15 protein-coding genes are annotated in these 22,557 nt (G+C 56.4%); 11 read left to right on the top strand and 4 right to left on the bottom strand.

The window, feature by feature from the left end; all coding sequences use genetic code 11:
* Positions 1-95: 95 nt before the first annotated feature.
* Together ACYX4K_RS08055 and ACYX4K_RS08050 are read right to left on the bottom strand one after the other, a co-directional pair.
* Positions 96-1,568, bottom strand: a complete 1,473-nt coding sequence (locus tag ACYX4K_RS08055) for an aminoacyl-histidine dipeptidase (protein WP_475092634.1) — start codon at positions 1,566-1,568, stop codon at positions 96-98.
* A gap of 125 nt (positions 1,569-1,693) precedes the next feature.
* Entirely contained in the window at positions 1,694-3,643 is a 1,950-nt protein-coding gene (locus ACYX4K_RS08050) for a VacB/RNase II family 3'-5' exoribonuclease (RefSeq protein ID WP_475092635.1), read from the bottom strand.
* 371 nt (positions 3,644-4,014) lie between these two features.
* Between ACYX4K_RS08050 and ACYX4K_RS08045 the strand changes: the two genes are divergently transcribed.
* The 3 genes from ACYX4K_RS08045 (at position 4,015) to ACYX4K_RS08035 (ending at position 9,639) form a co-directional block, all read left to right on the top strand.
* Positions 4,015-5,103: a Glu/Leu/Phe/Val dehydrogenase dimerization domain-containing protein gene (locus ACYX4K_RS08045; RefSeq protein WP_475092636.1), complete on the top strand. Its 1,089-nt coding sequence runs from the start codon at positions 4,015-4,017 to the stop codon at positions 5,101-5,103.
* A gap of 207 nt (positions 5,104-5,310) precedes the next feature.
* Positions 5,311-8,154: a M16 family metallopeptidase gene (locus ACYX4K_RS08040; RefSeq protein ID WP_476178815.1), complete on the top strand. Its 2,844-nt coding sequence runs from the start codon at positions 5,311-5,313 to the stop codon at positions 8,152-8,154.
* Positions 8,155-8,298: 144 nt separating this feature from the next.
* Entirely contained in the window at positions 8,299-9,639 is a 1,341-nt protein-coding gene (locus ACYX4K_RS08035) for a metal-dependent hydrolase family protein (protein WP_475092638.1), read from the top strand.
* Between the two features lie 179 nt (positions 9,640-9,818).
* On the opposite strand, the gene ACYX4K_RS08030 is transcribed toward ACYX4K_RS08035, so the two are convergent.
* Both ACYX4K_RS08030 and ACYX4K_RS08025 read right to left on the bottom strand, forming a co-directional pair.
* On the bottom strand, positions 9,819-10,544 hold the full coding sequence (locus ACYX4K_RS08030; protein ID WP_475092640.1) for an SIMPL domain-containing protein: 726 nt from the start codon (positions 10,542-10,544) through the stop codon (positions 9,819-9,821).
* A 68-nt stretch (positions 10,545-10,612) separates the two neighbouring features.
* Entirely contained in the window at positions 10,613-11,791 is a 1,179-nt protein-coding gene (locus ACYX4K_RS08025; protein ID WP_475092641.1) for a hypothetical protein, read from the bottom strand.
* Positions 11,792-11,935: 144 nt separating this feature from the next.
* Here ACYX4K_RS08025 and ACYX4K_RS08020 point away from each other — a divergent pair, with 144 nt between their 5' ends.
* From ACYX4K_RS08020 to iadA, 8 genes are all read left to right on the top strand, one after another.
* Positions 11,936-12,376: a VOC family protein gene (locus tag ACYX4K_RS08020; RefSeq protein ID WP_475092642.1), complete on the top strand. Its 441-nt coding sequence runs from the start codon at positions 11,936-11,938 to the stop codon at positions 12,374-12,376.
* A 56-nt stretch (positions 12,377-12,432) separates the two neighbouring features.
* On the top strand, positions 12,433-13,545 hold the full coding sequence (locus ACYX4K_RS08015) for a hypothetical protein (RefSeq protein ID WP_475092643.1): 1,113 nt from the start codon (positions 12,433-12,435) through the stop codon (positions 13,543-13,545).
* Between the two features lie 76 nt (positions 13,546-13,621).
* Positions 13,622-14,296, top strand: coding sequence for a GntR family transcriptional regulator (locus tag ACYX4K_RS08010; protein WP_475092644.1), 675 nt, complete (start codon positions 13,622-13,624; stop codon positions 14,294-14,296).
* Entirely contained in the window at positions 14,296-14,604 is a 309-nt protein-coding gene (locus ACYX4K_RS08005) for a DUF6122 family protein (RefSeq protein ID WP_051686841.1), read from the top strand. Before ACYX4K_RS08010 ends, ACYX4K_RS08005 begins: the two co-directional genes overlap by 1 nt.
* 140 nt (positions 14,605-14,744) lie before the next feature.
* Entirely contained in the window at positions 14,745-16,154 is a 1,410-nt protein-coding gene (locus ACYX4K_RS08000) for a Type 1 glutamine amidotransferase-like domain-containing protein (RefSeq protein WP_475092645.1), read from the top strand.
* 886 nt (positions 16,155-17,040) lie between these two features.
* A complete protein-coding gene (locus ACYX4K_RS07995) occupies positions 17,041-19,749 on the top strand; it encodes a TonB-dependent receptor domain-containing protein (RefSeq protein WP_476178824.1) in 2,709 nt (902 codons plus the stop codon).
* A gap of 81 nt (positions 19,750-19,830) precedes the next feature.
* A complete protein-coding gene (gene yfcC / locus ACYX4K_RS07990) occupies positions 19,831-21,357 on the top strand; it encodes a putative basic amino acid antiporter YfcC (protein WP_475092646.1) in 1,527 nt (508 codons plus the stop codon).
* A gap of 17 nt (positions 21,358-21,374) precedes the next feature.
* Positions 21,375-22,547 carry a beta-aspartyl-peptidase gene (iadA, locus tag ACYX4K_RS07985; RefSeq protein ID WP_475092647.1) on the top strand — a complete coding sequence of 391 codons (1,173 nt, stop codon included), beginning with the start codon at positions 21,375-21,377 and terminating at the stop codon, positions 22,545-22,547.
* Positions 22,548-22,557 lie beyond the last annotated feature (10 nt).

The following is a 22,557-nucleotide window of genomic DNA, read 5'->3' as shown; positions in this document are numbered from 1 at the left end:
ACCTACCTATCCGGTTTCCCACATTCTCTCCCGATTACTTGCGGAATACAAAAAGGCCCGGCGTGCTGGCCGGGCCTTTTCGAAGCGGTGACGATTTATTTCTGCGGAATGGCGGAAACCACTTTCACAAAGTAATCCCAGAAGTTTGCCACGCTCTGAATATGTACCCGCTCTTCTGGTGAGTGGGCGCGGCGGATGGTGGGGCCGAAGGAGACCATGTCCCAGTTGGGGTAGGGCTTGGCAAGCAAGCCGCACTCCAGGCCGGCATGGATCACTTTCACTTCTGGCTCTTTGCCTTCCATTTCTTTGTAGACACCTTTCATCAGCGCCAGCAGCGGCGATTGCATATTGGGTGTCCAGCCGGGGTAGGCGTTGTCGAGGCTGGCCTCGGCACCGGCAAGCTGGAATGCGGCAGCGACGTTCAGGCCGTGTTCGTCCCGGGCGCTGTCGGACAGGCTGCGGACCAGGCACTGGATCCTTACCTGGTAATTGCCGCTCTCGCCGGTCTCGGTCACTACGCGAGCAAGGTTGTTTGAGGTGTCGGCGATACCTTCCAGCGCGGTGCTCATTCGCTCCACACCGTTGGGACAGCAGCGGATGCAGTGAATCAGTTTTTGCTGTGTTGACAGATCCATCACCACTGCGGGTGTTTCGGTGGCTTCCAGTGCAATGTCCAGCTTTGGTTCATTATCGAACTCGGCTTTGATGGTTGCGCTTGACTGCTGCACGATTTCCCTGAAGAGCGCAGCGTTACCTTCCGGCACGGTAACAACGCTGAAAGACTCCCGCGGGATGGCGTTGCGCAGGCTGCCACCGTCGAGGCTGCCGATGCGCAGGTCCGGGATCTGCTGCTGCGCCGTATCGATAATGCGATTGGCAATCTTGTTGGCGTTGCCACGACCTTTGTCGATATCCAGGCCGGAGTGCCCGCCGCGCAGGCCGCGCACACTCAATTTGAAGGCCAGGTGGCCCGCTTTAATCGGCTCCGCGGTAAAGGGCAGGGTAGCGTTGACGTCCACACCGCCGGCACAACCTACATAGAGCTCGCCTTCATCTTCGGTATCCAGGTTCAACAGCAGATCTGCTTCGAAGTGGCCCGGTTGCAGATGCTTGGCGCCGGTCATGCCCGCTTCCTCGTCAATGGTCAGAAGTGCTTCCAGGGCCGGGTGCGGAATATCGGTGGATTCCATCAGTGCGAGAATGGCCGCGACGCCGATGCCGTTATCGGCTCCCAGGGTAGTACCTTCGGCCGTGACCCATTCGCCGTCGATGTAGGGTTTGATCGAGTCGGTCAGAAAATCATGCTCGGTATCGGCATTTTTCTGCGGCACCATGTCGACATGGCTCTGCATGGCCAGGATTTTGCGATCTTCCATGCCGGGGGTGGCAGGCTTCTTTATGATGATATTGCCGATCTGATCCAGTTTGACGTCAAGACCGCGATTTTTCGCAAAGTCGACGATATAGGCCACCACCTTGTCTTCGTGCTTGGAAGGACGCGGAATTTCACACAGTTTGGCGAAGTGATTCCACAGTGGCGTAGGGTTCAGCTCTGCAATGGTCGACATGATTTTTCCTGGTTGCTTGGCCCCGGTTGTGGGGCCGGTGACGGCCGCGGACTTTTGGCCCGCGGCTGGAAGTTTAGTCATTTGGCGCTGGCGACAGGCCGGTAGCGCCCGGGATGTGACTCCGCTTATTCGGCAATGGGGGCTTCGGAGATCAATTCAAACGCAATGCGGCGTTTGTCAGTGTCTACCGCTGATATTTTTACCTGTACCTCCTGATCGAGCTGGAACCGCTCTTCGCCGCGGGTGATGCGCAGCCGTTTGCCGTCGAACTCAAAAGGGTTCTTTTTATTGTTAAAACGCACAAAGCCGTTGATGCCGTTGTCATCGAGGCGCACACCGATACCGGCACCGTTGACCAGAGTGATTTTTCCGCTGAAGGCTTCACCGGTTTTCTTTTCCAGGAACTGGCAGTAAAGCCATTGCTGAAGTGCGCGATCGGCCTGTCTGCCAGTGGCGACACTTTGTTGCAGGGCTTCGCCGTCTTCACTATTGAATGCTGGAAGGGACTTCTCATCCGCAGCGGCACGCAGCACCCGGTGATTGTGCAAGTCGTTGAATTTGCGAATCGGCGAAGTGATCGTGGCGTAGTGGGCGAGGCCCAGTCCGAGGTGTGCGGCTGCATTCCCGGAAAGTTCGCCCGGTCGCAGCATACGCTTCAGCACCGCCAGCACGTTTTTCGACTCTTCATCGCCCTGGGATTCAAGGGTCTTGACCAGATTCAGGTAGATATCGAGCTGGTGCAAATCCTGTTCGGCAAACTCGGGCATGGTGTCTTTCAATAGTGCGCGGATTTCCGCCATGCGTTCGTCACGGAAGCCCAGATGTACCGAGAAGCAGCCACCACCCAGCGCGGCGAGTTTTTCGCCGGCGCAGATGTTGGCCGCGAGCATGGCTTCTTCAACCATACGCTGCGCTGACGAGCGCTCCTGTTTCTCGATACGCTCGATTTTGCGCTGCTCGTTCAGGACCAGGTCATAGTCCGGGCGATCTTCCATAACCAGAGAGTGGCCGGCGCGATATTGGGCGCGGGCTTTGCTCAGAGCGTCCAGTTCTTTGAGTGCTGAATGCTGTTCTGCCGGCACAGCGCTGGTATCGCCGTCGATAAACTGAGCCACCTGTGCGTAACTCAACTTGTGCTGGGAGCGAATAGCGGCGAATTCGAAGTCAAAGCCATTCAGGGCGCCGTCCTCTCCCACGGTGATATGCATCACCAGTGCAGGGCGCTGTTCGCCCTCGAGCAGTGAGAAGCTGTTTTCACAAAGGCTGGCCGGGAGCATAGGAAGAGTCTCGCCTGCGAGGTATACGCTGTTGGCCCGGGTGCGCGCCTCTATATCCAGTGGGCTGCCCGGGTCTATTAGGCTGGATGGATCGGCGACGGCGATATGCAGTTTCCAGCCAGCCTCGACCTTGGTCACAGCAATGGCATCGTCCATATCGCGGGTGCTTTCTGCATCAATGGTGACAAAAGCCAGATCAGAGAGATCATTTCGCTCGGCGCATACTTTTTCCAGTTGTGCGGGAATGGCCTCGGCCTGTTCCAGGGCGGCCTGGGAAAATTCGTTGGGGAGGCGATGCTGCGCGACGACAAAAGCGTGCTCAATACCTGCCATATCCGGTTTGCCGATGACTTTCTCGACTTTCGCCTGAGATTTGCCATATTTGAACGGGTGGCGAGTGATGCTGCAGGCGATGAATTCTCCGGGCTGTGCTTTGCCCCGTGCCCTGGGAGGCAGGAAAATCCAGCGGGAGAGTCCGTGTTCGTTGGGCTGAATAAAGTGGCCCTGACCCCGTTGAATATATTGCCCCACAAGATACTTGAGCTCTGACGAGACCAGGCTGTCCAGCTCCGCCGACAGCTTGCCTTTGTCTTCTTCGGTCAGGCTGACCTTAACCCGATCTCCGGGAAAAACACGGTCCATCTCCGACGGTGGCAGAAAAGCCTCGCGCCCATCGTCCAGTACCACAAAGCCAAACTTTCCATTGGCGCCACGCACGCGGCCTTCGGCGAATTCCTTGGTGGAGCGGATATCGGTCTTCAGCTGGGAAAGCTGCTTGAGGGCGTCGGCGTTGAGCATAACCAGGTCTCTGTAACTCTGTCTCTAAATGGGGGAAGTCGGCGGAAGGCCGTATCAGGGCGCGGATTCTACCAGACGAGGGTTTCCAGACCAGTTGCCGGGGGCGCGTGGGAGCGAAAATACCGGATTGATACGGGTGAAAAATGACCACACAGGTTGCGTGATTTCTATTGAATGTTATGTCCCAAAATAATTTGAAATTTAGGATGAGTAAGTTGCGTTATCGGTTATTTGTGCAAAGATCGCAATGATAATCTGCCGCTGCTGGCTATATTCTTAGTGGCTTACAATAAAGCGCGGTTGCGGGTTGTGCCGACAAAATCGGCCGTGCCTGGCGCCGTAGAAATTCCGCCCTCTGGAGAGGAATGCACATGAGTATTTTTTCCCATCCTGCCTACGACAACCACGAAGAAGTTGCTTTTTACCATGACGCCAAGAGCGGCCTGAAAGCGATTATCGCGGTACACAATACCAATCTGGGTCCCGCACTGGGCGGGTGTCGTATGTGGCCATATGCGGACGACGCAGAAGCACTGAATGACGTGCTGCGCCTGTCTCGCGGTATGACCTACAAATCGGCCATGGCCGGTCTGAAGCTGGGTGGTGGCAAGTCGGTCATTATTGGCGACCCGCGCAAGCAGAAAACACCTGAGCTGCTGCGCGCCATGGGCGATTTCCTGAATACCCTGGGTGGGCGCTATATCACCGCGGAAGACAGCGGTACCAGCGTGGCCGATATGAAGATTATTGGCGAGCGCAGCAAATATGTATCCGGCGTGATTTCCGGCCAGGAACACGGTGGTGATCCATCGCCCTCGACCGCGTATGGGGTTTTCGTTGGTCTGAAGGCCGCGGCTGCTCACCGCTGGGGCCGCACCGACCTTAGCGGTATGAAAGTGTCCATTCAGGGGGTGGGTAATGTGGGCTTCCGCCTTGGCAAGCTCCTGAAAGAGGCCGGCGCCGAGCTGTTCGTTACGGATATTTTCCAGGACAACATCGATCGTGCGGTCAGCGAACTGGGCGCCACTGCGGTAGGCGCCGACGAAATCTTCGATCTCGATGTGGACCTGTTCGCGCCCTGCGCACTTGGCGCCATTTTGAATGACAACACTATTGACCGCCTGAAAGTAGGTGCCATTGCTGGTGCAGCAAATAACCAGCTGGCGGAAGAGCGCCACGCGCAGATCCTCAAGGAGCGCGGAATCCTCTACGCGCCGGACTATGTGATCAATGCCGGTGGCATCATCGATGTGTATTACCAGCAGCTGGGTCAGGAGCAGGGCGAGTACGACGCCGCTCAGGTAAAGACCCATATCGAAAGTATTGCCACCACCATGGAAGAAGTTTTCCAGCGTGCCGATGAAACGGGCGATACCACCGCGCATGTTGCCGACCGCGTTGCCGAAGAGCGTTTCGGCCACAAAGACGCGCTGGATGGCACGGATTCCGCCGCTGCCTGATTTTTCTTTCCTATTCTGGCCCCGGCATAACCCGGGGCCTACAGCTTTCCTCTGACGATCTGTCGTCTCTCTGTGAGGTATTCTTCGGGCGCTACGGCGCCCGCTTTTTTGCCTACACTGTTACTCGCGTACCTCGCGCCAAACTCCCGTCGCCCTGTGCCCATCTGCAATCTGGATGGCGCGCCAAAAGAATCAGGCTAATTGACAATGGATATGCGATTTTTCCGGGTGCTTTTGCCCTTGCTTACTTCACTTCTGCTTGCCGCTCTGGCCGGGTGCGACCGCCACCGGGATGGTGCGGGGGGAGAAGAAAACGTGCACAAGGCACTCACCGTGGATAAGCAGGCGGCAGCGAGTAGCAAAGCTGCTGCCAGTGGCAATGCTGCATTCGTTAAAGCGCCGAAAATTGAACTGCCTTACCATAGAGAAGTTCTGAAAAATGGCCTGACGGTGATCGTGCACGAGGACGACAAGGCACCGGTTGTTGCCATCAACATCTGGTACAAGGTCGGCTCGAAAGATGAAACCCGCGGTAAAACCGGCTTTGCCCACCTTTTTGAACACCTGATGTTCAATGGCTCCGAAAACTATCCGGGCGAGTATTTTGAGCCCTTTCAGCGCTCCGGCGCCACGGATATGAACGGCACCACCAATAACGACCGCACCAATTATTTTGAAACAGTGCCGGTGGGTGCGCTGGATATGGCGTTGTGGATGGAGTCGGACCGGATGGGCCACTTCAAGGGGGCGATCAGCCAGGAGAAGCTGGACGAACAGCGCGGTGTCGTCAAGAACGAGAAGCGCCAGGGCGAAAACGCCCCCTATGGGCAGGCGTTTGATGTGATTGCGACCAGTACTTTTCCCTCGGACCACCCGTATTCCTGGACCACCATCGGCTCCATGGAGGATCTCGATAATGCCAGCCTCGAAGACGTCAAACAGTGGTTCTCGGATTACTATCAGCCGGCCAACGCGATTCTCGTAATTGCCGGGGATATTACCGTGGCCGAAGCAATGGAAAAGGCGCGCAAATATTTCGGCAGTATCCCCAGTACTTCTGTGCCACCGGAGCTCAAAAATTGGGAGCTTCCGACCCAGGTTAAAAAACGCCAGGTGATGACGGATCAGGTTCCCCAGACGCGTATATACAAAGTGTGGAACGTACCGGCTATCGGAAGTGAAGAAGAAAATGCCCTGGACCTGATGACTTCGCTGCTCGCGAATCGCAAGAACTCGTTGCTGTACCGCCGGCTGGTCAGGGATGAGCAGGTGGCTACCAGCGTCAGTGCGTTTTACTACGGTCGTCAGCTCGCAGGGCAGCTGATCATCATGGTGGACGTAAAACCCGGGCAGCCTGTCGAAAAGGTAGAAAAGCTGCTCGACCATGAAATTGAAGAATTCGTGCGCACCGGAATCAGTGCTGAAGAGTTGCGTCGTATCAAGCAAAGTGAATTTGCCAGCCTGGTGAAAGGCCTGGAGAAAATCGGTGGCTTTGGCGGCAAGACGGATATTCTCGCACGCTCGGAATTCTATTACGGCGACCCGGGAGCTTTGATCAGCGGCCTGGATGACTACGCCAAGGTATCTGTCGACGAGGTGCAGGATGCGGCTCAAAAGTGGCTGACCTCTGAGCAGTTCACGCTGATTATTTCCCCCAAGGACGAGTACGCGACCTCTGGGCAGGACGTGGACCGCAGCAAAGTGCCGGCGATTGACAAGACTGTCGAATTGGAATTGCCGGAGCAACAGTCGTTCACGCTGGATAATGGGTTAAAGGTCGTACTGGCGGAGCGACACGATACGCCGGCTGTGTTTATGTCGTTACAGTATCGCAGTGGCGCATCCGCCGATGGCGAGACCCCGGGGCTCGCTTCCTTGGTGGCGCGAATGTTGAGTGAAGGTGCGGGGGAGTTTGACAGCCTCACCTTCAGCGCGCGTCAGGAAGAGCTTGGCGTGAGTATTGGCGCTGACAGTGGGCTCGACTACAACACACTCAGTTTCAGTGCGCTGAAATCTCAGCTGAAGCCATCACTGGAGCTGTTTCGTGATGTGATCTCAAGCCCGCTATTCCCAGAGGACGATTTGAAGCGGGTCAAGTCCAACTGGCTGGATTCCATCCGTCAGGAAGAAGCGCAGCCTCAGGGGTTGGCGATGCGAAAATTGCCTCCGTTGCTGTATGGGGAAAATCATCCTTACGGTGCCCCCCTGACGGGGTCCGGGACTCCGGAAGCCATTGAATCCATCACACGAGAAGATCTGGTGAAATTTCACCAAACCTGGTTGCGCCCGGATAACGCTCAGCTCACTGTGGTCGGCGATGTGACCAAGCAGGAACTCAAAGAGTTACTCAATGAAACCCTCGGCAACTGGACGGCGCCGGGTGAGGCGTTGCCTTCGCTGGAGATTCCTGCGGTAGAGCGTCCACCCAATGCGCGGGTGTACCTGCTGGATCGCCCTGGTGCCCAGCAGAGCTATATCATGGCCGGGCTGGTTATGCCGCCGTGGAAGCCCGACGGGGCGGAAGCATTTGATGCGATGGCATCTGCAATTGCCGGTAAATTTACTTCGCGCATCAATATGAATCTGCGCGAGGACAAGCACTGGTCCTACGGTGCGAGGGCTGTTTCGATGGACACTGAAGCCCAGCGCCCGTATATCGTTGTCGCTCCCGTGCAAACGGACAAGACGGCAGCGGCGATGAAAGAATTGATCAAGGAATATCAGGACTATCTCGGCAGCCGCCCGATCAAGGAAAGTGAGCTGAACGATTACAAGGACGACGAAGTGCTGAAACAGAGCGCACGCTTCCAGACCAAAGGACAATTGCTGTCCAGTATTGCCTGGCAGGTGGAAAAAGGGTTGCCAGCGGAATACATCGCCGACTACCCCCAGCGTGTCACTGCACTGACCAAGGAGCAGGTGGAGAGTGCGGCGAAGGAGTACCTCGCACCGGACCAGTTCACATGGCTGGTGGTAGGTGACCTGAAGAAGATCCAGAAGTCGATCGAGGCGCTGAATCTGGGGCCGGTTGAGGTATTGCCGACCAACTAACGGGGTGTGTTATACCTTTGAAAAGCCCGGTGCTGACTGCACCGGGCTTTTTTTATGGCGTCGGAATACGTTAAATTGCACGGGTCTCCAACACGAATAATACCGGGGCGGCAACCGTTCGACCCCGTATCTGCCGGAATACCCATGATCACAATGACTTCTCTACTCGTTCGTATCAGGCGCCGGATCGGCGGCTTGTTCGGTCTGTTCGCCCTTGTTTTCAGTGCCGCTTTCACCTTCAGCACGGCAGCCCAGGCGGAAAATATCGCTGTGCACGCGGGCTGGCTATTCGACAGCGAAAAAGGTCGCCTGCTTGAAAAACGCACGGTGCATATTGTGGATGGCAAGGTGGAATCCGTAGAACGCGGCTTCAATCAGCGTGAGGGCGAACGGGTGATTGATCTCAGTGCCTTTTCCGTACTGCCTGGTTTAATGGATATGCACACGCATCTCTCCTATGAATTTGGCCCCCGTACCTATACCGAGGCCTTTACCTGGAACCCTGCGGATTACACCCTTCGTTCGGTCAATACCGCAGAGCGCACCCTGAAAGCCGGGTTTACCACCGTGCGAGATCTCGGTGACAGCGGCAATGTTACGGTCAGTTTGCGTAACGCGATCAATCGCGGTGACATTGTCGGTCCGCGGATATACACCGCGGGGAAATCCATTGCCACTACCGGCGGCCATGCGGACCCGACCAACGGCCACAGGCACGATCTAATGGGCAGCCCCGGCCCGGCGGAGGGTGTAATCAATGGTGTTGCCAGTGCCCGCGAGGCTGTGCGCCAGCGTTACAAAGAGGGCGCAGACCTGATCAAAATCACCGCCACCGGCGGTGTGCTGAGTGTGGCCAAAAGTGGCCAGAATCCGCAGTTTATGCAGGACGAAGTTGAGGCGGTGGTAGAGACGGCAAAAGACTACGGGTTCACCGTAGCGGTGCACGCCCACGGAAAAGAGGGTATGCAGCGGGCAATTCGCGCAGGCGTGGACTCCATAGAGCACGGAACCTATATGGATGATGAGACCATGCGGATGATGGTGGACCACGGCACCTGGTATGTGCCAACCCTGCTCGCCGGTGACTGGGTCACTCAAAAGGCGGCGGTGGATGGCTTCTTCCCGGAAATGGTGCGTACCAAGGCAGCCAAAATTGGCCCCCTGATCCAGGATACGTTCAATCGCGCGCACAAAAAGGGTGTGAAAATCGCGTTTGGTACTGACACCGGGGTAAGCCGGCACGGGGATAACGCGAAAGAGTTTGCGTTGATGGTACAGGGTGGTATGAGCCCGGCCGATGCGATCCGCTCTGCTACCTGGAATGCGGCGCAGCTGCTTGAGGTGCAGGATCAGTTGGGAAGTATTGCGCCGGGGAAATGGGCGGATATGGTGGGGGTGATTGGCAACCCTTTGGAAGATATCACTACCCTTGAGCGAGTTCGCTTTGTGATGAAGGGGGGGGAGGTTTACAAGCAGCCCGAGTAACAGTTTCTATGAAGCCTGGTGGCGGTGACGCTACCAGGTGCACCCTTGTGAGACACGCCGTGTACCCATCCCTGGGGGCTCTGCACCGCCATCCATGGCGGTGAAGGTCTCACAAGGGTGCACCTGATACCGTCACCTTATCGTCGACTTTAAATTATTCGGTCCATTCGATAGCAAGATTACTTGGCTAGCTCGAATACCAGTTCCACATTAACCGATACCGAAGTCTCCCCCGGTGCCACCGGCGTGCTGGCACTGTCTTTGGCCATGGCGCCTTCTGCGCGCATTACCATCGGGCGCGGCATGCCGCCGTGGCTTCCCTCAGAAATGCTCACAATTCTACGTACCTTGGTGCCCAGAGCTTCCGCATAAGAATCTGCGCGGGCCTGAGCCATTTTCAAGGCTTTTTCACGGGCTTCTGCCAGCAGGGGCTCCGGGTCGTCGATGGAGAAACTGGGGCCGTGGATCTGGTTGGCGCCTTCTGCGGTCAGTGCGTCGATCACTTTGCTCAGGTCATCCAGTTTGCGCACAGTAATGCTCACACTGTTGCGGGCCTGGTAGGCGATGATTTTGCGCTCGCGGTTTGGCTGGTAGTCGTAGCGCGGGTTGAGGCTGATGCCGCTGGTCTGGACATCCTTTTCGTCAATGCCGGCATTCTTTATCGCCTGCATGACTTTTTCCATCTGCTCTGCATTGGCCTCCATCGCCGCCTGACTTTCATCGGCTTCGGTAACTACACCCGCGGAAATGTTTGCGATATCCGGTACCTGGCTGGCCTCTCCCTGTGCAGAGATACTGATTAATGTGCCTGCGGGGCGGTTGCTGGCGTCGCTACCGCATCCGGCTACAAAAATGGCGAGGCCGGCAATCAGGCCAGCGGAGAAAAGCTTCATGGTCTTGTGCATGGCGAATCCTTAAGTTGCCAAAAGTACTTCTCGTTACGGCGGCCATTGTGGCGCCAAAAAGATGAATATCAGGTGAACAGGCGTGCGAAAGTTTCGTTTTCCGGGTGGTACAGGGCGAAACCGAGACGCAGCAGGTGCTGGCGCCGATCGCACAATACATTTTTTTCACGCAGCTCCACCTGGAGTTTTTCTGCTGCATCGGCACTGCCACAGCGAAAGGTGAAGAAGTGCCCGTGGCCGTTTTGCAGGTCGTGGGCGATGAGGTTTTGCCGGTTCAGGATCGGGTGCGAGGCACTATCCATGGCCTGCAGGAAGCGTTGCTGATTGTTTTGCACATAGCGGTGGATCGCACCCACGGTCAGATCTTCCCGCTGATACAAATCCAGTACAGCAAGCGCCTTGTACAGCGGCGAAAAATCCATAGTGGCGCCGGCGAAGCGCAGCCAGTCATTGCCGAAGCCGACACCTTCAGCGCGGTTCTCCAGCTCCGCCATCTCTGCGAACCAGCCGGTATTGAGTGGTCGCAATTGGCAACCGCGGGGGATGCTCATGAAGCACATGCCCTCACCGGCGCCGAGATATTTGTAAGACCCTGCGGTGTAGAATACCTTGTCCGCCACGGCGCCGAGATCAGTGGGGCGGGCAAAAAATCCGTGGTAGCCGTCGATCACCATCTCAGTGGTTGCGGGTTTGCGTTCGGCCAGCGCCAGCAAGTCCGGAAAGGCAACGCCGGAGTCAAAGAAGACCTGGCTGGCGTAGGCCAGCTGGTACTGCCCGGACTGCAGCTCCTCATCAAAGCGCTCCGCCAGCGTGGCGTAGGGCAGGGTGGGAATGCGGGTTACCTGCACATTGGGCAATTCTTCCAGGCGCAGCAACTGGCGGGCAAAGCTGTAGAATTCGCCGTCGGTGGTAAGGATGCGCAGAGGCTCGTTCAGATCAAATGCACTCAGCAGGCGGAATACCAGTTCATGGGTATTTGGCGCCAGCGCGATCTGTTCCGGCGCGGGCAGATTGAGTGTGCTTGCAATACTTCGCTGAAAGGCCGGTATCATCTCGCCGAAAATCTTCTCCCACTTGAGGTCGGCCATAGCCGCAGCGTCCTGCCAGTAGGCATTCACCGCGTCCAGGGTGATGTCGGCCCAGTAGTGGTGGGAGTGGCATGCCATATGCAGAACCGGCAGGTCGCAGCCAGGGGAGGCCGCTTTTTGGGCGGCCTGTAAAAAATGTCGATAGTATTTTTGATACATTTCGCTCTGGTAACTTTATCTGGGGTGGCTAAATTGCCATCCGTTATTCGATGTACTAGGGAGCATCTGAACAAGCCGGCAATGTTGTCGTATGGCTTGAACAGAGAATCCCTGAGATTTTAATCCCGCATAGGAGGCGTTGCAGTGGAATATTTGCACACAATGGTGCGTGTCACCGACCTGGAAAAATCTTTGGAGTTTTATTGCGACAAACTGGGCCTGTACGAGGTCAAGCGCAATGATTACGAGAAAGGTCGCTTCACTCTGATATTTCTGGCGGCGCCGGGAGACAAGAGCACGGCGGATGCCGACGCGCGGCCCTGTCTTGAACTGACCTACAACTGGGACCCGGAATCTTACTCCGGTGGCCGGAACTTTGGCCACCTGGCCTATCGCGTAGACAATATCTACGAAACCTGTCAGCGCCTGATGGACATGGGGGTCACCATCAACCGTCCGCCACGGGATGGTCATATGGCGTTTGTACGGTCCCCGGACAATATTTCCATCGAACTGTTGCAGAAGGGTGACTCTCTGCCGTCGCAGGAGCCCTGGGCGTCTATGGAGAACACCGGGGAGTGGTAACCCGCCACAGGTAATCGCAGTTAACGAAGTACGCTGTAGTTGAGTTGAGAGTAAAGATGGTGAAGCCAAATAAACCCCGAAGCTGTGTGATTCTTGCCGGTGCCAGCGCGGCCCGGCGAGTGCGGGAGGAAGGTCTCAATCAGGGCATGGTGTCCACCCTGGTCGGAGCGTCCGGCGGCCCCAAGTGGTTGTCGATCAGCCAGTTGGATCGGGTACTGATTGGCGAGTTTTTCCGCGACCGCAAAACGCCCATCGCTACCCTCGGCTCATCTATCGGTAGCTTCCGCAACATGTGTTATGCCACCGCCAACCCGATGGCTGCGCTGGAAAAGCTTGAGTACGGCTACGTCAATCAGACGTACGCCAGCGACCGACCGTTACCGGCGGAGATTACCGGTGCTGGTGAGAAGATCCTGCTGGATGTGCTGGGTAAAGAGGGCGCGCAGCAGGTGGCGACCAATGTTATCTGGCGCAGCCACTTTGTAACCGTGCGTGGACGCGGGCCGCTGGCCAGCGAGAAAAAAGCCCTGCTCGCGCCGGCGTTGCTGGCGTCGGCCCTGGCGAACGCGGTCAGTCGCCGCAGTCTGCGTGCGTTTTGGGATCGGGTGGTATTCCACTCTGGCGAGGCGCCGAGTGTGGCTTTTCGCAACCTCAGCACCGTCAACACACCGCTCAGCGCAGATAATGTGTGCCCGGCGGTGCTCGCCAGCGGGTCTATTCCCCTGGTGATGGCCGGAGTGCCCACGCCCGCCGGGGCCCCCACAGGAAACTACCGCGATGGCGGTATCACCGACTACCATTTCGACCTCGGCTTTGAGCACCCGCAGGGGCTGGTTCTGTATCCCCACTTCTTTCCCTATATGGTGCCGGGCTGGTTCGACAAGAGTCTGCGCTGGCGCTGGGTACGTGGGGGCGCCATGGAAAATGTGATTCTCGTTGCACCGTCGCCGTCCTGGGTGGCCAAGTTGCCCTTCAGCAAAATCCCGGATCGGGACGATTTCGTGAAGCTCTCTACCGAGGAGCGCCTCAAGTACTGGAATGCGGTGACCGAGGCGGGCAAACAGGTAGCGGAGGATTTCTTCGAATTGTGGCAAACTGGCGCCATTGCCAGCGAGTTGATCGAAGTTGGCAGCGACCAGGCACCCCACAAGCTGGCCCTTTCCGCTTAGGCGGCGCGCAGGCCGTGTGTGACGGTGCCTGAAGGACTGAATCCGTGATCGCGGGACCAATAGCAAAAGGCCACCAGTGAAAGACGCCGAGTTTACCGAGCCTCAGGAAGAATTCCGCACCACCCAGGAGCGGGTTTACTATCAGGTGCGGGATGCCATACTCCGCGGTCAGTTCCTGCCTGGAAACCCAATTACGATTCGCGGCCTTGCCGCGGAGCTGGGCTGTAGCCCGATGCCCGTGCGCGAAGCGCTGCGCCGATTGACCTCAGAGCGGGCGCTGGAACTGTCGGATACGCGGCGGGTCACGGTGCCCACCATGACCCGGGAAAAACTGGATGAAATCTGTGCGGCGCGAGTGGCGCTGGAGTGTCAGGCCGCAGCCCAGGCTTTACCCCACGTGGGCGAGTCAGAGCTGGAGGCTTTACGTGCGCTGGATGATCGGGTCACAGCGGCGCTGGATAAAAACGATATTCAGGAATATGTGACAGGTAACCTGGATTTTCACTTCACCCTCTACCGTCTCGGGCGCCCGCATATCATTTTGTCCCTGATCGAAAGCCTGTGGCTGCAAACGGCACCATTGCAGCACCTGGTTTTTCAGCGCTTCGGTGTCCAGGAGTTGCCGGACAGGCACCAGGACCTGGTTGAGGCCATTGCGCTAAAAGACGAGCAAGCCGTGCGAACGGCCATCCGTCAGGATATCGAAGAGGGTCTGGGTTCTATTTCTGCTGAAGAGTTAATGCCGCACTGATGTTCAGTTATTTACATATCGTTTTACATTTCCTGATTCCCCTCGCCATCGCCTGGTATTTCTTTCGTGACGAATGGAAGAAGGCCGCGCTGTTTATGCTGGCGGCAAACCTGGTGGATCTCGACCACCTGCTTGCGTCGCCGATGTACGATCCGGATCGCTGCAGTATCAACTTCCATCCTCTGCACACTATGTTCCCGATTTCTTTCTACGGCGCGATGATGTTTCTGCCGTGGAAGCCGGTGCGTTGGCTGGGTATTGGACTGGTTACCCATATGCTGTTGGATGCCATCGACTGCGGTATTTAGTCCGTTTTCCCGCAAAAACTGTTCTTTTTTTTCCCGAACTTGTCTGTTTTCTCCCGTTGGCTGTGAATCGCAAATGCGCAGCCAGCGGTTTGGTTACTCTTGCGAGGCAATAACTATAACGACGCCTCAAGGAGACCAATATGGGAAGTAAATTTATTTCAATTCTGCTGTTATCTGCGTTTAGTCACGGAGCGCTGGCTTGTATTTCCGCCGAAAGTGAATCCAACGACGCGGAGTCCGATGCGGATGGACCTGTGTGTTCCAGTCAGACGATCGATGGCAACATTGCCAATCGTCGGGACCAGGACTGGTATTACTTCAATATCAATTCTCCCGCAAATCTCGATATCTCTCTGAATCACGCCAGTGGCGACGACTTTGACTGGCATCTGTACGACGTGTCCCAGCGGCTTTACAGTGCGGAAACCGGTGATCGTCCGGAAGCCGCCAGTGTCAGTGTGGCTGGCAACGGGCTCTATACACTGAAGGTGACGCGCTACAGTGGACGCGGGGATTACACCTTGAGCGTCGATGGCATCCCTTCGAGCAGTGGTGGTGGAAGTAGTAGTGGTGGCAGTAGCAGTGGCGGGAGCAGCGGTGGCGGCAATTGCGATCTGGGTGCGCGCCCAGATAAGCCCGGTGGGCTGACTCGCTACATCACCGGAAGCGAGACGGATATCTGTGTGAATCAATCCGCGGGGGGGCTGTTGGTAATGGGGGGCGGTAGTGATGTGGATGCTGCCTTCACCCGGAGAGTGGAACCGCTGATTGATGGTGGCGACGTTGTCGTGCTGCGTACCAGTGGTAGTGATGGCTATAACGATTACCTGCAAGATCTATTGAATGCAGATTCTGTAGAAACGCTGATTGTGGATCGCCCGCAATATGCGAACGATGATTATGTGGCCTGGGTTGTGCGCTCTGCAGAGTTTGTCTGGATTGCCGGAGGCGACCAGTCGGATTATCTGAACCAGTGGCAGGGAACGGAACTGCAGCAGGCGCTTGATGAGGTCATGGCTCGCGGAGGTGTATTGGGCGGTACTTCGGCGGGCGCCGCTGTGCAGTCCGAGCACATCTATGATCCCGATGGTGTGCCGGGTGCCTACTCGTCGGAAGCGGTTTCTGACCTCTGCCACGAATACATTAATATTTCATCCAACTTCCTCAGTACGCCCATCATGCAGGGCCTGATTGTCGATACACACTTTGCCGAGCGCGACCGAATGGGCCGGCTAATGGCCTTCATGGCTGGATTGCCCGCAGGGATCCAGGGGATAGGGGTTGATGAAGCCACCTCCATTTTCTTCACTCCCGATGGAAGCGGTGTAGTCGATGGTGCTGGCAGTGTCTATATCCTGCAGGAAGACGGCCAGACGTCGAGGACGCAGGCCCAGTGCGGACAGCCGGTAGTGTACGAAGATGTGTTGCGCTACAAGCTGGACGAGTTTGACCAGTTCAATATTTCCAATGGCGCCAGTAATGTGACACCGAAGCGCATCGGCATTGATGGGCGCTCGGGCAACTACTATATCAACCAGCCCTACCAGTAAAAGTACTTAGACCGGATTGGTATTGATCCAGAGTGGGTTGGGAAAGTGTTCTTCTCTCAACCCGTTTCCGGATATATGGTTTCACAGATGTGTGCAAAATTTTCATCGAATCCCGATTTGCGATTGTGCAGATTATTCGGCCGCGCGGCGGTCCGACTTAAAAACTAAATTCCGTAGCAGAAAAGCTTTACAGCATTTTTTCACCGTGATAAAAAATAGGCTCGGTTTGGCTATTGGTTTTAAAAGGCTGACCGGCCTCAAGAAAAACAGCGCGAAAAGAGCAAAATGAATAGTATTGCTGCCATCGAGCGCTGCTCCTCCAACTACTACCTCAGCGAGTGGTTTGACGAGTAGCTTCCCCACCTCGGTATAACCGGGGGCTCCGCGACGTCTTTGATCAAGGCTTTAGAGATTTTTCTAGTCTAGAGACTCTTCTAGAAAGCCTTCAAAGGTCACTGCAGGTTGCGTGAGTGCAAGGAAGCTATAAGTCGGATTTTCCGTTCTTATCTCCAGCCTGATTCATCGGTACTGCTCGTAGCCTGGCTGCGCTCTGTATTTATTGGATTTTGGTTTGTACTGCAATGCCGCCGGTTTTCTTTCTGAACGTCATCATATGTCCGGTTGAGGTTGGCATCCGCCTGCCTGTCCGGAAAAAAGATTAAGAAAATCAACAAGAACAATCGGAGACAGGAATTCATTCCTGAAGGGCATAAAAATGGATAACAAAACCCAGTTGAACAGAACTCAGCTAAATAAAAATCCTTTAAGCAAGGCAGTGCGGCTGGCAGTGGGGTGCTCACTGTTGGGCGGTGGCGCCATTGCTTTTGCACAAGAAGCCCCGGAAGTGGCTGATGCGGTAGAAGAGGTTGTTGTTACCGGTACGCATATCAAGGGGCTGGATGCGGAAGGCGCTGTACAGGTTGTGCAGATCGATCGCGATGATATCGAAGCCTCCGGCGCGACTTCTCCGATCGAAATTCTGCAGCAACTGACGCAGACCGGTGGTGGTAGTGGTACTTTTTCAACCGCGACTTCCGGCGCTTTGTCCAGCAGTACCCCGGTGGGTGCAGCGGGTGTTTCCCTGCGCGGCCTTGGTGCGAGCTCAACGCTTGTTCTGGTAAATGGTCGTCGTGTTTCCGTCAGCTCCTTTGCCAAAGGGCAGGAATCCTTTGTCGACGTGAATTCCATTCCGCTGTCTGCGATTGAACGTGTTGAAGTGTTGCCCAGTGGCGCTGCAGCAACCTATGGTGCCGACGCTGTCGCCGGCGTAGTGAATTTTGTGCTGCGTGATGACTTTACCGGCAGTGAGATTTCACTGACCCATGGCAACTCCACCGCGGGTACCGATGAAGGTAAATACAACCTGAATTGGGTGTGGGGCCGCGAAGGTGAGAACAGCCACACCATGGTTGTAGTGGACCTGTTTTCCCGCAATGCAATGTATGATCGCGATCGAAAATTGACTGCGGATTCTGTGCGTCCGAGCCAGCAGGGTGTGTATCCGAGCTTTAATGATCTCGAATTGATGTGGCTCGACCAAACAGAGGGCCCTGCCTCTGGCGGCTGCCCGGCGGATCAGTTTGGGATGGGAAGCCTAGGGGACTACTGCGAATTCAATGCTAATGCGGTTTCCGCTACTCAGGATGAGTACGAGAGCGCCAGTGTTGTAGCTACATTCAATTACGACCTCTCCGACAACCTGGAGTGGTTTAACACCCTGATGCTGCAGACCAGTGAGTCCCGCGGTACCTCTTCACCGGCGAATTTCTCCCGCGCGCCGTTCGACCCGGAAAACCCCTACTGGCCTGAAGCTTTGAAAGCGGATATGGTCGAAGAAGGCTCCCTCCACCCGGATTATCCCACCAGCGACTTCAGCGATTTTTACGGTTACCCGATTTACGCCTGGGGCAAATTCCCGGATGCGCGTGCGGTAGAAGTGGAAAACGAAGCCGTGCGGCTGGTTTCCGGCCTCCGCGGTGAGGTGAATGACTGGAACTGGGAAGTTGCCGCCAACATGGGTCGCAGCGAATCCGAACAGCGCGGAATTTCTGGATTGTACAAGGCGGATGCCTTCTACAACGCAAGCCTGGGCAACCTATGTACCGACGGCTCTGTTGTCGATCGCTGGGAAGTGGACCTGGCACGTCCCGGTGCGAGTTTTGGGGCGGGTGAAACCTGTGAGGATCTGGGAAAAACCACTGCCTGGTACAATCCTTTCGGTGGACAGGTTGATCAGATCGCCGAAATGGATGGCCTGATTCGCACTGATGCAAAACGTAGCGGTGAATCAAACCTTTACGCGATTGACGGTAATATCTCCGGTAGCTGGATTGAGTTGCCGGCAGGGGCCGTTCAAGTGGCCTTTGGTGGTGAATTCCGCCGTGAAAGTGTGGTGGATACTCCTTCGGGCGACGCTGTTTCCACTACCGTGAATCCCGAACCTATCATTGGCTTTAGCTCTACTTCTGCCGACGCTGCACGCAATCAGTGGGCGGTATATATGGAGCAGATGATTCCGCTGGCAGCCAATACCGAGTTGCAGTTCGCGCTTCGGTACGATCACTACGATAACTTCGGCGGTGACACTAACCCAAAGATTGCCCTGCGCCACGCGTTTAACGATGCGATTATCTTCCGCAGTAACTGGTCCACCTCATTCCGGGCTCCATCCCTGGCGCAAGTGGGAGCGGGCACCTTGCTGTCCAGTTATTCCGTTGATTGCAGTATTACGCCAGTCGCCTGTGACGGCCTGGCAGATGAGTCGGGTGAATCTCTGCTATCGGAAGATGTGAGTAACGATGATTTGAAACCGGAAACCGCGACCACCTGGGGGGCTGGTTTCCTGCTGAAACCGACCGCCGACACCGAAGTCACAATCGACTATTGGAACATTGAGCACGAAAACCTGATCGGTGTGGAAGAGGATGATTTTATCCTGCGTGCCTTTAACGGTGATTTCGCAGTGGTAGGCGAGGGAGAGCTGCCCACCGGTCAACCTGGCCTTGAAGTGGCCGGTGGTTTCGTGGTGGACGCACACTTCCAGTTATCTAACCTTGGCTGGCAGAAAACCAGCGGGGTGGACATGGCTCTGACCCAGTACATCGAAACCGAAAATTGGGGGAGCTTCCGGTTTACGCTGGATGGCACTTACCTGGCGGAGTTCGACAAACTGCCGTCTGATGCACTCGGCGTAGTCAGTGAGGCTGGTAACTATACCTACCCACGCTGGCTGGCAAATAGCTCCCTGCGCTGGCGCTACGAGGACTGGTCCTCCACTCTGTCCGCCAGGTATACCCACAGCTACATGGATGATCCCGCTCCTCGTACTCTGGACGCTCTCCTCGAACCGGGTGCTGAGTACTTCTTGTCGCGCGTCAATTTCGATGACGAAGGCAACGTGGAAGTCGACAGCTGGTTGACCTTCGATCTCAGCGTCTCCCGCGACTTCGACAACGGCAGTTGGCTGAGCCTGCGGGTGAACAACCTGCTGGACGAAGAGCCGCCGCTGGTACTGGGCACTGGCGCCAACGTGGATCACTTCAACCACAACTCTATGGGGCGTTTCTACACCCTGAGCTACGGCTACGCGTTCTGATCGGCGTCTCACAGGGCCCTGATCTCGGCGGGTGTGAGGTTTACGCCCGCCGAACCTTTTTAATTACTGCGGTGTATTTCTATGCAGACCAGCGATTCCCAATCCATCGGTGCCGATATGACCGGTGATGTGGAGCAACTAGTGAACAAAACCTGGGCAATGCCGGATACCTATCTGATATTGCTGGCGGTGGCGCTGGTGGCATTCGCGCTGAACTTTCTGGTTCCTGCGGGCACCTTTGACACCGTTACCAGTGTGGTCAATGGCACTGAGCGCACGGTGATTGACCCCGCGAGCTACCAGCGAGCCTCCGAAGAGCCGGCGGGGATGTCGCTGTTTGCCGAAGGTGGCGGTATCGGTTTCCTTAATTTTGCTTTTGAGGGAATGGTCTCTGGCACCAAGTGGGGCGCTTCTATCGGAGTCTTCGCTTTTATTCTGCTGACCGGTGGTGCCTTCGGCCTGATTTTTGCCAGCGGCTCGGTGGAGCGTGGTCTGTTTCAGGTGATCGCGCGCAATCGCGAAGCGGGACACTTCTATCTGGCAATCCTGTGTGTCCTGTTTTCCCTTGGCGGTGCCGTATTTGGCATGGGCGAGGAGGTGATTCCGTTTACCCTGATTGTGGTGCCGCTACTGGTCACCATGGGGTACGACAGTATTACGGCCCTGCTGGTGACTTACGTCGCCACTCAGGTTGGATTTGCCACTTCGTGGATGAATCCCTTTGGAGTGAGTATCGCTCAGGGTATCGCCGGTGTGCCGTTGATGTCCGGCAGTGGCCTGCGTATGGCACTGTGGCTGTTCGCTACCTGTGGTCTCGCGGCTTACACCATTTTCTATGCGCGACGGGTTCAGCGGGATCCGGCGCGGTCATTGGCCTACGAGTCTGACCGGGTGTTTCGCGAAAAGTCAGTATCCGTCAAATCACTGCAGACCATGATGCGCGGTGATGGCTGGGTGCTCCTGCTGTTTGGTGTGGGCATCGCCTGGATGATCTGGGGCGTTGTAGAGCGCAGTTACTTCCTCCCGGAAATCGCCAGCCAGTTTTTCACCATGGGCATCGTGATTGCCGCGGTGGCTATCGCCTTCGGGCTGAATGGGCTTACCGCGAACAAGGCGGCTGCGGCTTTCAAAGAGGGAGCCCAGCAGTTGTTACCCGCAGCGATGGTTGTGGCCTTTGCCAAGGGGATTGTTCTGCTGCTCGGCGGAGATGATCCTCAGGGCGCCAGTATCCTCAATACGATTTTGCATTCCGCCGGCAATGGTCTCGCGGATGTGTCCGGCGCTGTCTCTGCCTGGTTTATGTTGGTGTTTCAGACGGTGTTCAATTTCTTTATCACTTCCGGTTCCGGCCAGGCCGCGTTGACCATGCCGATCATGGCGCCGCTCGCCGATGTGGTGGGTGTCACGCGACAGACCGCAGTGCTGGCGTTCCAGTTGGGCGATGGCTTGACCAACATTGTTGTCCCCACGTCAGCGGCTCTGATGGGTTGCCTGGGCGCGGCGCGCCTGGATTGGGGAGTGTGGATCCGCTTTGTACTGCCATTGCAAGGGGCGCTCTTTCTGTTCGCGTCACTGGCGGTGCTCGTTGCCGCGATTTCCGGATTTTAACGTTTAAGCAGTTTTTTATGTCTCAAATAACTCTGATCAAAAATGCAGAGGTGTTCGCGCCTCGTGGTCTCGGCCGCTGCGATGTTCTGGTGGCCGGGGATCGCGTGGTCAAGATCGATCAGCACCTGGAACTGCCAGATAATATTGGCCAGGTGGTGGATGCGGATGGCGCCTGGTTAATGCCAGGCCTGGTCGACACGCTGGTGCATATCAGCGGCGGTGGCGGTGAGGGCGGCTTTGGCTCGCGCACTCCTGAGCTGGATGTGCGCGAAGCTTTCGCGGCGGGTGTGACGACGGTGGTCGGTGCGCTCGGTACCGATGCGACCACTCGAACCCTGAATGAACTGTTTGGAAAAACCAAGGCACTGGAAGCGCAGGGTATCACCTGCTTCATGCAAACCGGCTCTTATCAGGTGCCGGTAAACACACTGACCGGTGGCGTGCGCAGCGACATCATGCTGATTGACAACATTATTGGTGTTGGTGAGTTGGCCATTTCGGACCATCGCTCGTCTCATCCTTCCCGGGATGAATTGACACGCATCGCCGCCGATGCGCGTGTCGCGGGACTGTTGAGCGGAAAGGGCGGTGTCATCAGCGTACATGTGGGCGACGGTGCTGCCCGATTACAGCCATTGTTTGATGTGGTGGAAAACTCTGAAATTCCGATTAGCCAGTTTTATCCCACCCATATGAACCGCAATCAGGCGCTACTGGAGCATGGTGTCGCGTTTGCCCGTGCCGGTGGCTTTATCGATTTTACCACCTCGACAACCGATGAAATCCTGGCCAGTGGTGAAATGCGCGCGAGCAAGGCACTGGCACTGGCCCTGGAGCAGGGCGCGTCTATTGATCAGATGACCTTTTCTTCCGATGCCCAGGGTTCGCTGACCAATTTTTGTGATCTTGGGGAGTTGCAGGATATCGAGGTGGGCTCCATCGCCAGCCTGTTCGAAGAATTCCGCCGCAGTGTGCAGGACGAGGGCGTGGCGCTTTCCCGTGCGCTGCAGGTGGTTTCCAGTAATCCGGCGCGGGCGCTTGGTCTCAAGCGTAAAGGACAGGTGGCCGCCGGGCGCGACGCGGATCTGATGTTGGTGGATCCACAGCGATTCCAGATCACACACGTCATGGCGCGAGGCCGCTGGCAGTTGTTCGATCGCCAGCTGCGCACGGCGCGATGTTTTGATTGAGAGGAGGACT

The organism is Microbulbifer sp. ABF4_107 (assembly GCF_056312215.1).
The sequence above is the reverse complement of the archived record's forward strand: the minus strand, read 5'-3'. Positions and strand labels throughout refer to the sequence as shown.